At 55.6% G+C, this 12,287-nt stretch carries 13 protein-coding genes; 4 read left to right on the top strand and 9 right to left on the bottom strand.

Annotation, left to right across the window (positions count from 1 at the left end; genetic code table 11):
* Positions 1–79 precede the first annotated feature (79 nt).
* Together sbcD and sbcC are read left to right on the top strand one after the other, a co-directional pair.
* On the top strand, positions 80–1,285 hold the full coding sequence (gene sbcD / locus L977_RS08970) for an exonuclease subunit SbcD (RefSeq protein WP_014882742.1): 1,206 nt from the start codon (positions 80–82) through the stop codon (positions 1,283–1,285).
* On the top strand, positions 1,282–4,413 hold the full coding sequence (gene sbcC, locus L977_RS08965) for an exonuclease subunit SbcC (protein ID WP_047625617.1): 3,132 nt from the start codon (positions 1,282–1,284) through the stop codon (positions 4,411–4,413). The genes sbcD and sbcC overlap by 4 nt, the downstream gene beginning before the upstream one ends.
* A gap of 98 nt (positions 4,414–4,511) precedes the next feature.
* Here sbcC and mak read toward each other — a convergent pair whose 3' ends face one another.
* Positions 4,512–5,417, bottom strand: a complete 906-nt coding sequence (mak, locus tag L977_RS08960) for a fructokinase (RefSeq protein ID WP_014882740.1) — start codon at positions 5,415–5,417, stop codon at positions 4,512–4,514.
* A 123-nt stretch (positions 5,418–5,540) separates the two neighbouring features.
* Here mak and rdgC point away from each other — a divergent pair, with 123 nt between their 5' ends.
* On the top strand, positions 5,541–6,455 hold the full coding sequence (gene rdgC, locus L977_RS08955) for a recombination-associated protein RdgC (protein ID WP_014882739.1): 915 nt from the start codon (positions 5,541–5,543) through the stop codon (positions 6,453–6,455).
* A gap of 47 nt (positions 6,456–6,502) precedes the next feature.
* On the opposite strand, the gene ppnP is transcribed toward rdgC, so the two are convergent.
* The 5 genes from ppnP to L977_RS08930 form a co-directional block, all read right to left on the bottom strand.
* Positions 6,503–6,790, bottom strand: a complete 288-nt coding sequence (ppnP, locus tag L977_RS08950) for a pyrimidine/purine nucleoside phosphorylase (RefSeq protein WP_014882738.1) — start codon at positions 6,788–6,790, stop codon at positions 6,503–6,505.
* A 71-nt stretch (positions 6,791–6,861) separates the two neighbouring features.
* Positions 6,862–7,539 (bottom strand): AroM family protein, encoded by a 678-nt coding sequence (locus L977_RS08945; protein ID WP_014882737.1) that lies wholly within the window; start codon positions 7,537–7,539, stop codon positions 6,862–6,864.
* Between the two features lie 238 nt (positions 7,540–7,777).
* Positions 7,778–7,969, bottom strand: a complete 192-nt coding sequence (yaiA, locus tag L977_RS08940; protein ID WP_014882736.1) for a protein YaiA — start codon at positions 7,967–7,969, stop codon at positions 7,778–7,780.
* Positions 7,970–8,013: 44 nt separating this feature from the next.
* Positions 8,014–8,538, bottom strand: coding sequence for a shikimate kinase AroL (gene aroL / locus L977_RS08935; RefSeq protein WP_014882735.1), 525 nt, complete (start codon positions 8,536–8,538; stop codon positions 8,014–8,016).
* Between the two features lie 144 nt (positions 8,539–8,682).
* Entirely contained in the window at positions 8,683–9,141 is a 459-nt protein-coding gene (locus tag L977_RS08930; RefSeq protein WP_047625616.1) for a YaiI/YqxD family protein, read from the bottom strand.
* 97 nt (positions 9,142–9,238) lie between these two features.
* On the opposite strand from L977_RS08930, the gene proC reads away from it, so the two are divergent.
* Entirely contained in the window at positions 9,239–10,048 is an 810-nt protein-coding gene (gene proC, locus L977_RS08925; protein WP_014882733.1) for a pyrroline-5-carboxylate reductase, read from the top strand.
* Between the two features lie 14 nt (positions 10,049–10,062).
* Here the strand turns inward: proC and adrA are convergent, their stop codons facing one another.
* The 3 genes from adrA to iraP all read right to left on the bottom strand — a co-directional run bounded on the left by adrA (position 10,063) and on the right by iraP (position 12,124).
* Entirely contained in the window at positions 10,063–11,166 is a 1,104-nt protein-coding gene (adrA, locus tag L977_RS08920; RefSeq protein ID WP_047625615.1) for a diguanylate cyclase AdrA, read from the bottom strand.
* Positions 11,167–11,268: 102 nt separating this feature from the next.
* A complete protein-coding gene (psiF, locus tag L977_RS08915) occupies positions 11,269–11,589 on the bottom strand; it encodes a phosphate starvation-inducible protein PsiF (protein WP_014882731.1) in 321 nt (106 codons plus the stop codon).
* 274 nt (positions 11,590–11,863) lie between these two features.
* Positions 11,864–12,124, bottom strand: a complete 261-nt coding sequence (gene iraP / locus L977_RS08910; RefSeq protein ID WP_014882730.1) for an anti-adapter protein IraP — start codon at positions 12,122–12,124, stop codon at positions 11,864–11,866.
* Between the last annotated feature and the right edge of the window lie 163 nt (positions 12,125–12,287).

The following is a 12,287-nucleotide window of genomic DNA, read 5'->3' as shown; positions in this document are numbered from 1 at the left end:
CGTTGTTTTATTACAGCGGTTATTTTCCCTTCTCTGAACGTTTATAATCCTGCTTTCTCATTTTTGCCACGGAACCGCTATGCGCATACTTCACACCTCGGACTGGCATCTCGGTCAAAATTTTTACAGCAAAAGCCGTGCGGCTGAACATGAAGCGTTCCTGAACTGGCTGCTGGAGACGGCGCAGGCCCACGAGGTCGATGCGATTATTGTCGCGGGTGACATCTTTGATACGGGGTCGCCCCCCAGCTATGCGCGCGAGCTGTATAACCGCTTCGTGGTGAACTTGCAGCAGACCGGCTGTCATCTGGTGATAGTCGCCGGTAACCATGACTCCGTGGCAACGCTCAATGAATCCCGCGACATTCTGGCGTTTCTCAATACTACCGTCGTCGCCAGCGCCGGGCATGCCCCGCAGATCCTGAAAAAACGCGACGGTACGCCGGGGGCAGTGCTGTGCCCGATCCCCTTTTTACGCCCGCGCGATATCGTACAAAGTCAGGCGGGACTGTCGGGCACGGAAAAGCAGCAACATTTATTACAGGCCATCACCGACTATTATCACCAGCAGCACGCGGATGCCTGCAACCTGCGTGGCGAACAGCCGATACCGGTGATTGCGACCGGGCATCTCACCACCGTTGGGGCCAGTAAAAGTGACGCCGTGCGTGACATCTATATCGGCACGCTGGACGCCTTTCCGGCGCAGAACTTCCCGCCTGCGGACTACATTGCGCTCGGGCATATTCACCGCGCCCAGGTTATCGGCGGCTGCGAGCATATCCGCTACTGCGGATCCCCTATTTCGCTCAGTTTCGATGAAACCGGCAAAGCCAAATCCGTGCATCTGGTGAGCTTCAGCGAGGGCAAACTCAGTGCCGTCGAGACGCTGGAGGTGCCGGTCACCCAGCCGCTGGCGGTGCTGAAAGGCGATCTGGAGGCCATCACCGCTCAGCTTGAACAGTGGCGCGGCACCGCGCTTAATCCCCCCGTCTGGCTGGATATCGAAATCACTACGGATGACTACCTGCATGATATGCAGCGAAAAATCCAGGCGCTGACGGAAGACTTGCCGGTAGAGGTCTTACTGGTGCGCCGCAGCCGCGAGCAGCGCGAGAAAATTCTGTTAAGCGCCCAGCGGGAAACGCTCAGCGAGTTGCGGGTAGAAGAGGTGTTTGAGCGCAGGCTCTTGCAGGAGGATATTGACGACGCGAAGCGCGAAAGACTCAGCGAACTGTTCACCCATACCCTGCATGCCCTCAATGACGAGGAAGAAAACGCATGAAAATTTTGAGCCTGCGTCTGAAAAATCTCAACTCCCTTAAGGGCGAGTGGAAAATTGACTTTACCGCTGAACCCTTTGCCAGCAACGGGCTGTTTGCCATTACAGGCGCCACAGGCGCAGGTAAAACCACCCTGCTCGACGCCATCTGTCTGGCGCTTTATCACGAAACGCCGCGCCTGAGTAAGGTTTCCCAGGCACAAAACGACCTGATGACGCGAGATACCGCCGAGTGTCTGGCGGAAGTGGAGTTTGAGGTAAAAGGTATCGCCTACCGCGCCTTCTGGAGCCAGAACCGGGCACGCAACCAGCCGGACGGCAACCTGCAGGCGCCGCGCGTGGAGCTGGCCCGCTGCGAAGATGGCAAAATCCTCGCCGATAAAGTCACGGACAAGCTGGAGCAAACCGCCGCGCTCACCGGTCTGGACTATGGCCGCTTTACCCGTTCAATGTTGCTCTCACAGGGGCAATTTGCCGCCTTCCTGAATGCCAAACCGAGCGATCGCGCAGAGCTGCTGGAAGAGCTGACCGGCACCGAAATCTACGGCCAGATTTCCGCCATGGTGTTTGAAAAACACAAAGCCGCCCGCAGCCTGCTGGAAAAGTGCGAGGCGCAGGCAGCGGGCGTCGTGCTGCTGAGTGAAGAACAGCAGCAGCAATTACAGCAAAGTTTGCAGGCACTTACTGACGAAGAGAAAACGTTGCTGGCACAGCAGAAAAACCAGCAGAAACATTTTCAGTGGCTTACCCGTCATGATGAGCTTGTGCGCGAGCAACAACGCATCACCGCATTGCAGCAGCAGGCACAACAGGCTCTGACGGACGCTGCGCCTGAGCTGGCAAAGCTCCAGCTTGCGCAGCCCGCCGCCCAGCTTCGTCCGCTCTGGGCACACCAGCAGGAGCAAACCGCGCGTCTGACGCAAACCCAGCAGTGTATTATTGAAGTAAATACTCGCTTACAAGCCAAAACCGCGCTGCGCGCGCGGATCCGTAATACTGCCCTGCGTACCCACGCCGAGCTTCATACTGAACTGACGGCGCTGGCGCAGTGGCTGGCGGAGCACGAGCGTTATCGCCTGCTGGGTCAGGAGATTGCCGGATGGCGCGCGCTCTTCTCACAGCTTAACCGCGATAAAAACCAGTTGGCCACGCACGCTGCGCGGATGACTGAGTTACGTAACAAGCTGACTGACATGCCGGAAAATACGCTCACGCTGACGGCGGATGAGGTCAACGTGGCAATGGAGCAGCAGTCCCGGTCACGCACGCAGCGCCAGCGGCTGACGTCGCTACACGCTCGCTATCAGCCGCTGCAAAAGCGCCTGCGCCAGAGCAATGAAAGCGTACAGAAAGCCCAGGCGGAGCAGAGCAAACTTAATGAAACGTTGACGCTGCGCCGCCAGCAGTACAAAGAGAAACACCAGCACTATCTGGATCTGAAGGCCCTGTGCGAGCGTGAAGCGACAATTAAAGATCTGGAAAGCTATCGTTCACAGCTTGAGGCAGGCAAACCTTGTCCCCTGTGCGGTTCCTGCGAGCATCCCGCCATTGAGCAATATCAATCGCTTGAGCTGACGGATAACCAGCGCCGCCGTGATGCGCTGGAAAAAGAGGTGGCCGCGCTAAAAGAAGAAGGCCTGCTGGTGCTGGGGCAGGTTAATGCCCTGGCTCAGCAGATTCAGCGCGAGACAGGCGACGTGCAGACCCTGTCTGAGGAAGAGCAAGCACTCACTAAAGAGTGGCTTGAGATCTGCGCGTCCCTGAATATCACATTGAATATTCAGGAAGATATCGCGCCATGGATAAACGAGCAGGAACACTATGAGCGCCAGCTTTATCAGCTCAGCCAGCGTCTTACCCTGCAAAACCAGCTGAACGAACAGGAAGCGCAGGCGCGCCAGTATCAGCAGCAGCTGACGGCGACACGCCAGACGCTGGAACACACCCTGCTCACGCTGTCGCTTAGCGTTCCCGAAGAGGGGAACGAAGCCGCCTGGCTGCACGCCCGCGAAGGAGAATTCGCGCAGTGGCAGGAAAAACAAACGCAGCACGGCGTTCTTGTGGAACGCAGCAACGCTCTGAAGCCGTTGCTCGACACACTTCCGGCAACCCACACCGAAGAGACCGAACCGGCCATTCCTGATGGCTGGCGCGCCATTCACGATGAATGCGTATCGCTGCAAAGCCAGCTTACCGCCCAGCAGCAACAGGAGGCGCTGGAGCAAGAGCGCCTGCAACAGTCGCAGACCCAATTCTCCGCGGCGCTCTCTGCCAGCTGTTTTGCCGACAGGGAGGCGTTCATTGCCGCTCTGCTGGATGATGACATCCTCCGTGGCCTCGAACAGCTGAAGCAGTCGCTGGAAAACCAGATACAGCAGGCCACGGCGCTATCCGGCCAGGCGAACCAGCAGCTACAGGCGCATGTTGCGCTGCGCCCGGAAGGTCTCGAGGCCGATGCATCCACTTTGCAAATCCAGCTGCAGCAGCTGGCGCAACAGCTTCGCGAGAACACCACGCATCAGGGCGAGATCCGCCAGCAGCTCAAGCAGGACAGCGACAACCGTCAGCATCAGCTGACGTTGATGCAGCAAATTGAAGAGGCCGCGCGTCAGGCCGACGACTGGGGCTATCTGAACGCGCTGATCGGCTCCAGTACCGGCGATAAGTTCCGTAAGTTCGCTCAGGGGCTGACGCTGGATAATCTCGTCTGGCTTGCTAACCAGCAGCTAAATCGCCTGCACGGGCGTTATCTGCTGCAGCGCAAAGCCAGCGATGCGCTGGAGCTGGAAGTAGTCGACACCTGGCAGGCGGATGCCGTACGCGATACACGCACGCTCTCTGGCGGCGAGAGCTTCCTGGTCAGCCTGGCGCTGGCGCTGGCGCTTTCCGATCTGGTGAGCCACAAAACGCGAATCGATTCGCTGTTCCTGGATGAAGGATTCGGCACCCTCGACAGTGAAACGCTGGATACCGCACTGGATGCGCTCGACGCGCTGAACGCTACCGGGAAAACCATCGGCGTCATTAGCCACGTCGAGGCGATGAAAGAGCGCATACCGGTGCAGATTAAGGTGAAGAAGATTAATGGGCTGGGGTATAGCAGGCTGGACAGGGAGTTTGCGGTGGGGTGAATAAAGGGTCGCTGCGGTCTGGTGCCCTCACCCTTGCCCTCTCCCACAGGGAGAGGGTACAAACATCAAAAACAGCAACTTGCGTTGCTGTTTTGCTTTTATTCCGGCCACAGCCACGCCGCGCCGCGCACGCCGCTGGAGTCGCCGTGGACGGCTTTGCGGATCGGGGTTTCACACTCGCCGCCGAAAACCCACTGCTTCACAAGATTTGGCACCGTGGCGTACAAGCGGTCAACGTTGCTCATCCCGCCCCCCAGCACAATCACGTCCGGATCGAGAATATTCACGACGTGCGCCAGCGATTTTGCCAGACGCATTTCGTAACGGCTCAGGGCCAGTTCAGCCACCGGATCCTGTTCTTCAACCAGACGCATGATTTCATTACCCTTGAGCGGTCGACCGCTCAGGCGGTGGTAATCGGTCGCAAAACCGGTGCCGGAGATAAACGTCTCAATACAGCCCTGCTTGCCGCAGTAACACGGCACGTCGGCGCGGTATTTGAGTTCATCTTCATCCATCCACGGCAGCGGATTGTGCCCCCACTCGCCCGCCGTGCCGTTGCCACCGATGTGCGAACGCCCCCCAAACGCCACGCCCGCACCGCAGCCGGTCCCGATAATCACCGCAAAAACAGTCTGCGCCCCTGCGGCGGCGCCATCAACGGCTTCGGAGACCGCCAGGCAGTTGGCGTCATTGGCCAGACGCACTTCCCGGTTCAGACGCGCGCTTAAATCTTTATCAAATGGCTGACCGTTCAGCCAGGTGGAGTTAGCATTTTTAACCACGCCGGTATAAGGGGAGATTGACCCCGGGATACCCATCCCGACGGTACCGCTTTGCCCTGTCGCCTGCTCGGCCATATCGACCAGCCGGGCAATCGTCTCGATGGTCTGGTGGTAATCATCGCGCGGCGTAGGCAGACGGTGGCGGAACAGCTGTTCCCCCTGCTCGCTCAGCGCAATGACTTCTGTTTTGGTGCCGCCCAAATCAATCCCAATACGCACAAGACTCTCCTCATTCTTTTGATTATCAACAGAGTAGAAGCACGCTTCCCGATTAGCAATGCAAGCGATGCGACAATTCGTTATCATGCCCGCTGATTTAACGACAAGGCCGTGGAAATTATCATGCTGTGGTTCAAAAATTTGATGGTTTACCGTCTCAGCCGCGACGTTTCGCTGCGTGCAGAAGAGATGGAAAAACAGTTAGCCGCTTATAGCTTTTCCCCTTGCGGTAGCCAGGATATGGCAAAAACCGGTTGGGTTCCGCCAATGGGTTCACAAAGCGATGCCCTGACCCACGCCAGCAGCACGGGACAAATCATCGTTTGCGCTCGCAAAGAAGAGAAAATTCTGCCCACGCCGGTGGTGAAGCAGGCGCTTGAAGCAAAAATCTTCAAGCTGGAAGCCGAGCAGGGCCGCAAGCTGAAAAAAACCGAAAAAGATTCGCTGAAAGATGAAGTCCTGCACTCTCTGCTGCCGCGCGCTTTTAGCCGCTTTAGCCAGACGATGATGTGGATCGATACCGTTAACGGGCTGATCATGGTCGACTGCGCCAGCGCCAAAAAAGCAGAAGATACCCTGGCCCTGCTGCGTAAAAGTATCGGTTCTTTACCGGTCGTTCCGCTGGCACTGGAAACGCCGATTGAGCTGACCCTGACAGAATGGGTTCGCAGTGGTACTGCGGCGCAAGGTTTCCAGATTCTGGATGAAGCCGAGCTGAAAGCCCTGCTGGAAGATGGCGGCGTGATCCGCGCCAAAAAGCAGGATCTGGTGAGTGACGAAATTGCGGTACACATCGAAGCCGGGAAAGTCGTTACCAAACTGGCGCTCGACTGGCAGCAGCGCATTCAGTTCGTGATGTGTGATGACGGCTCCGTGAAGCGTCTGAAGTTCTGCGATGAGCTGCGCGATCAAAATGAAGATATTGACCGGGAAGATTACGCCCAGCGTTTTGATGCGGACTTTATCCTAATGACCGGTGAGCTGGCGGCGTTAATTCAGAATCTGGTGGAAGGTCTCGGCGGCGAAGCGCAGAGATAACAGGCAAAACACAGGCCGGGTAAGCGTTAGCGTCACCCGGCTTTTTTTTATTTCAAATAGCGGCACAGATAAGAGGTCGGTTCAGCAACCTGCAAATGAAATTCGCTGTGGCCAGGAACGTTGAAGGCTTCCCCGGCAGCGTAAACTTTCCATTCCGTTTCACCCGGCAGTAAGACGTTCAGCGCGCCGCTGACTACCGTCATCTCTTCCGCTTCGGCCGTGCCAAAGGTGTATTCCCCTTCAGCCATGACGCCCACACTGGCGCGGCCCGTGCTGCTGCTGGTAAAACCAATGGATTTCACTTTACCGGAAAAGTATTCGTTACTTTGAAGCATGAACTGGCCCTTATATTCAGAGATAAAAATTCACTATAGGGGCCATGCTCATTGCCTGTCACGCAAAATCATTACATCAGGAGTTCGGAAGCCAGGCGCGCCATCAGAACATTTGATAACAGCACCGGCACGTCCAGCGCCTTTTGCAATAAATCACGGTGATGCTGATGGAAACCGAGGCAGTCCAGTATCAACACATCCGCCCCTTTCTCCAGTAGCGCCTTCCCGGCAGCGATCAGTTTGGCCTCGCTGTCCCAGAAGGGATTTGCCAGGGCATACAGAGGCGTTTTTTCAAGCACGTGCCATTTTGCTTCCTGGTTGTTCATGAGCTCTTCCATCGGCACAATCACCCCCACCTGATGCCCGTCAACAATAGAGGCCACCAGCGGCGGAATGATGCGCATTGGCTCAAGCAAAATCGCATTGCGCGCCACCAGTCCCTTAATGGGGGCGGTACTCATCAGCAAAATAACGTCATAATCTTGATTATCGAGCACTTCTATCACTGCCTGCAGCGAACGCTCAATTTTCTGTCGTGAAACATGCGCCAGTTTACCGTCGCTTAATAACGTCGCCAGGGGCTCCTCCCCCGCCTCAACAGCGTAGTCCTCCATGACCTCTTCCCGGCTCATCTTACCAAGCAGGCTGAGATGCGTGATCTGCTGTTCAGAGACATGCTCGGTTAAAAGCGGTAACACTTCGCTTACAGGGACCACACCAATAGTGAGGATCGCCAACGTTGCCTTCATCGTCTTCGCCTTCCATTACTACAAAATCTTATTACACAGGTACAGGCTCACTACGCTGCACAGTTCGTTTTTTCAACAAAACAGCACCAAGCGTAGCAGGTGATCTGCATCGCGAAATGTAAAGATCACCTGCGGGTAACGGAGTCACCTGTAATAACTAAATATTAACTCCTGCTTAACATTGGCGATGAGTAAAAAGTGTGATTCAGGCACGGTATTGGAGCGTTTAGGAAAACATCTATGACTTTTCGGGATCTTCGTAGCGCCGTTTGGCATCCAGGGCTTCCTGTTCAGTCTCATGTTCACTGATCAGCGAGTCCGGTTTGGGGTGATCGGCACGCAGCTGATACCAGGTCACGGTTTGATCGCCTGTGCCTTTTTCAACGGTAACGATACGTGCTTCGCGCGGATAGGGAGGTCTGGTTGGCATAGCTCATCCTTTTTTTATGTCTGAGCTATCAGTATAGACGGCGGTTAGCTGGCACAAGCCAAACGCAGGGCGGTAATAATCTGAATCACCACCTCTTCCGGTGCCGCAGAAGCATCCACAACGTGGTGCGCCGCTTCACGGTACAGGGCATCACGCTCGGCCAGGACTTCGCTCACCTCTTCGCTGAGCGGTCTGGAGGTCAGCGCCGGACGTTGTCCCTCCTCCGGAAAGGCCTCAAGGCGCCCCACGAGAGCCGAAACCGGCGCGCAGAGATAGATCACAATGCCCTTTTCACGCATAAAATGCCGGTTACACTCGGCGAGAACAATCCCCCCTCCTGTCGCAATCACGGCTGACGGCGTGGTGACCGCTTTCAGCGCGGCCGTTTCGCGTGCGCGAAAGCTCTCCCATCCCTCTTGCTCAACAATGTCCGCGATGGTTCTGCCGGCCTCGGTTTGCAGCCAGTGGTCGGTATCAACAAACTGACGATGACATGCGCGTGCCAGTTCCAGGCCAACGGTGGTTTTCCCACAGCCGCGGGGGCCAACTAAAAAGATGGGTTGGGTCATAGCCAGGTGTTCCCCTTGATGCCGGATGGCTGAAGAGTGTAAAGAAATCATTGCAGAAGATGTGTAGAATACTTTACTGCAAAGCGGTACGGGATGACAACCCTGCGGAAGCCACACTGTACCACAAAGTGACAATAATTATCATTACGCTGTGCGACGCTTCACTTCCAGCAGCCATTTAGCCAGTTCGGCAGCAAACTGCTGGCGATCGCGCTGGGACAGGCTGTCCGGCCCTCCGGTCTGCACGCCGCTGGCCCGCATGGTATCCATAAAATCACGCATAGTGAGTTTTTCCCGGATGGTTGAAGGCGAATAACGTTCACCGCGCGGGTTGAGCGCCGCTGCGCCTTTCTCCAGCACTTCCGCCGCCAGTGGAATATCAGCGGTAATGACCAGATCCTCCGGGCTGCACAGACGAACAATTTCATTATCCGCCACGTCGAACCCGGCCGGGACGCGCAAGGAACGGATAAAGCGCGAAGGCGGAACGCGGATATTCTGGTTCGCCACCAGCGTCAGTGGCATCTGAACGCGCTCGGCGGCGCGGAATAAAATCTCTTTAATCACATTCGGACACGCGTCCGCATCAACCCAAATCGCCATATTGTCTCCCCATAATGTCTCTGCCGACTATTGTCGCCTGCATTTCGTTGTTAAGCTATCAATCAGAGAAAACAACGCATAATGACGGAGAATCGTGATGGATAAGAAAATCGGGTTTATCGGCTGCGGTAACATGGGCAAAGCCATCCTGGGCGGCCTGATCGCCAGCGGGCAGGTTCTGCCCGGTCAGATTTGGGTCTATACCCCGTCACCGGACAACGTCGCCGCATTGCGCGATCAATACGGGATCAACGCCGCCGAAAGCGCGCAGGAAGTCGCCCAGGTCGCCGATATCGTCTTTGGCGCCGTTAAGCCGAACATCATGATCAAAGTGTTGAGCGACATCACCTCCAGTCTGAATAAAGAGACGCTGGTCGTGTCGATTGCCGCGGGCGTGACGCTCGATCAACTGGCCCGCGCGCTCGGTCATGACCGTAAAATCGTCCGCGCGATGCCCAATACTCCCTCACTGGTTAATGCCGGTATGACCTCCGTCACCCCTAACGCGCTGGTGACCTCAGAAGAGGTGGCTGATGTGCTGAACATTTTCCGCTGCTTCGGTGAGGCGGAAGTCATTGCGGAATCCATGATCCATCCTGTTGTCGGCGTCAGCGGCTCTGCACCTGCATACGTGTTCATGTTTTTAGAAGCCATGGCCGACGCCGCCGTGCTTGGCGGCATGCCGCGTGCGCAGGCGTATAAATTCGCCGCGCAGGCGGTGATGGGTTCCGCCAAAATGGTGCTGGAGACCGGTAAACATCCGGGCGAACTGAAGGACATGGTCTGCTCGCCTGGCGGCACGACCATCGAAGCGGTACGAGTGCTGGAAGAACGTGGATTCCGCTCTGCCGTCATCGAGGCGATGGCAAAATGCATGGAAAAATCAGAGAAGCTGAGTAAATCCTGATTTCTGACCGGGCGTCAGGCGGCCACTTCGGTGCGGCCGCGCCCGGCATTTTTCGCCTTATACAGCGCCACATCTGCAGCCTTCAGCCATTCCCGGTAATGTCCAAACTGTGGCCCCCAGGGGGCAACACCTACGCTGATGCGCAGAGGCTCTTTCGGTGCGCACGGTAAGGACAACGTTTCCAGACGCTCGTGCACCCGAGACATGACGGCGATGGCGCTTTCAGCCGCTGTCTGCGACATAATCACGGCAAACTCATCTCCGCCAAAACGGCCTATCGCATCGCCTGACCTGACTGACATCTGAAGCTGACGGGTAAGAGCAACAATCGCCTTATCGCCCACGTCATGCCCCCAGGTATCATTGATGTTTTTAAAATGGTCGATATCAATCAGCAAAATGGTGGCGTTGCAGTGGCTCCGGCGGCAGTGCTCAAACTCATTACGCAGCAGCATTTCCCAGTGTCGTCGGTTAAAGACCCCGGTCATGCCGTCGCGGGTACTCATCATTTCCAGCCGCCGCTTATGTTCCGCAAGCCTGATGGCCGTCCGGTGGCTGAGCCAGGCAAACAGCATGGGATAAAGCATGAGGACCGGAAGCGTTAAGCCCCACTCCACGGGATCGGGGTTGAAGACAGTTACTTTCCCGACGAGGGGCAGCGTCACCAGCGCGGTCAGGAGGGTTAACGTTATCCCCACAAGAAACAGGCGGCAGCCACCGGAGCCCATCATGTTCATTCCCACCATCATTACCAACGCTGCCGTGGGTAATGCATACAGCCCCATCACGCCAATCCAGAGCCCGGCGATAATGGCATCCATCTTAAGGTTGAAAATCTCCTGCTGGTGAGGTGACGCGGCGCGGCAGGATAACTGCCAGGCAAAATGGGGCCAGACGAACGCCCACCCTACCAGGATCAACCACCATCCGCCGGGTAAAAAATGGATGACCAGCATTCCCGCCACGGGGAAAAACATGGCTGCCAGACCAACAGCGCGCGCCAGCCGAACCCGCCGGGCAAACTGGATGCCGGCGCGGTAAGGGTCATCCTGAGAAAGGGTTAAACTCCACTCTTCCCGAATGCGCTTTTTGTTGTAATACGTTTCATCATTCATCATTTTTGGGAATATTCTGAAACATTTTCCCAAATTATAGAGAGGGGGACTGCGGGGAAAGTATGAAATTTCGGGTGAGCAGCCGACGCCACTCACCCGTTAGAACTACACTTGTTTCTTCAGACAGGCACTCATGAACTTGCTGCGATCGTCTCCCTTCAGGGACTGTTCGGTCGCTTTCGCATTACACTCGCGCATTTTTTGCTGCTGCGGCGTCAGACTTTTTTCGCCAGGCTTTGCGGCACCGTTTTTAAGGCAGTCGCTCATATAGGTCTTACGGGCATCGCCTTTCAGACTCTGGGACGTCGCCTGTTGATTACAGGTCGTCATCCGTTGCTGCTGAGGCGTTAGCGTTTTCTCTTCCGCATTCGCCGATGAGATCAGGAACAGGCCGGAGAGCAGAGTAACCAGTAATGTTGTTTTCATTGCACCATCCTTTTGTGAATATTCCCTGTAAGTCTGGTTCGTAACAGGAAAAAAACCACCCGGCAGCGGTGATTTGCCGGGAATTTCTCATTTCAGACCCAACGTACCGGTATTGGCGGTATCGACATAAAGGATAGGGGAAGTAACGCGATAACACGCGTGCTCTATTTCACTTTTATTTTCTACCGGTACAAACAGATAAAAAATAAATACAGAGCAGCGCCAGGCATCCTGCATGACAATTTTGTGAAACGTCAGAACCGTTCGTGACGGCTTAACTGCGCGGATGCCTCAACAGCTTCTTTACGTATTGCTGCAGCAATTCGGCATCCTCTGGTGGAACCTGAGTGTCGGGTCGTGCCTTATCCAGCGCCCCTTCGATGCTATTGATTAACGCCTGCTGATCGGATGTATCCATCCGCCGCAATAGCGCGGTGACGACAATTTCCAGCGCTTCGACCTGGGCAACCAGTTCTTTAGACTCTTCTTCCTTTTGTGCAAGCTTAACCAGCAACTCAGCAATGAGATTCTTCATCGTGCTATTTCCTTATGGGGTTTCCTCTGAAATTAACACCAGGAATGAAATATGCAAAGCGGAGAAAAGTATTATCTTATGTAAAAGTGACATTACCGCCAAATTAGGGTGCTACCCTTATTAGCGAAACGTTTTTCTATAAAAAAACGCCGCATTTAGTTAT

The sequence above is a fragment of the Enterobacter sp. ZOR0014 genome (assembly GCF_000798855.1).
GTDB lineage: Bacteria > Pseudomonadota > Gammaproteobacteria > Enterobacterales > Enterobacteriaceae > Enterobacter > Enterobacter kobei.
The sequence above is the reverse complement of the archived record's forward strand: the minus strand, read 5'-3'. Positions and strand labels throughout refer to the sequence as shown.

Excerpts from the sequence above, each read along its gene's own strand:
- sbcD (WP_014882742.1), top strand. The coding sequence starts at position 80 with ATGCGCATACTTCACACCTCGGACTGGCATCTCGGTCAAAATTTTTAC.
- sbcC (WP_047625617.1), top strand. The coding sequence starts at position 1,282 with ATGAAAATTTTGAGCCTGCGTCTGAAAAATCTCAACTCCCTTAAGGGC.
- rdgC (WP_014882739.1), top strand. The coding sequence starts at position 5,541 with ATGCTGTGGTTCAAAAATTTGATGGTTTACCGTCTCAGCCGCGACGTT.
- ppnP (WP_014882738.1), bottom strand. The coding sequence starts at position 6,790 with ATGCTTCAAAGTAACGAATACTTTTCCGGTAAAGTGAAATCCATTGGT.
- L977_RS08945 (WP_014882737.1), bottom strand. The coding sequence starts at position 7,539 with ATGAAGGCAACGTTGGCGATCCTCACTATTGGTGTGGTCCCTGTAAGC.
- yaiA (WP_014882736.1), bottom strand. The coding sequence starts at position 7,969 with ATGCCAACCAGACCTCCCTATCCGCGCGAAGCACGTATCGTTACCGTT.
- aroL (WP_014882735.1), bottom strand. The coding sequence starts at position 8,538 with ATGACCCAACCCATCTTTTTAGTTGGCCCCCGCGGCTGTGGGAAAACC.
- L977_RS08930 (WP_047625616.1), bottom strand. The coding sequence starts at position 9,141 with ATGGCGATTTGGGTTGATGCGGACGCGTGTCCGAATGTGATTAAAGAG.
- proC (WP_014882733.1), top strand. The coding sequence starts at position 9,239 with ATGGATAAGAAAATCGGGTTTATCGGCTGCGGTAACATGGGCAAAGCC.
- adrA (WP_047625615.1), bottom strand. The coding sequence starts at position 11,166 with ATGATGAATGATGAAACGTATTACAACAAAAAGCGCATTCGGGAAGAG.
- psiF (WP_014882731.1), bottom strand. The coding sequence starts at position 11,589 with ATGAAAACAACATTACTGGTTACTCTGCTCTCCGGCCTGTTCCTGATC.
- iraP (WP_014882730.1), bottom strand. The coding sequence starts at position 12,124 with ATGAAGAATCTCATTGCTGAGTTGCTGGTTAAGCTTGCACAAAAGGAA.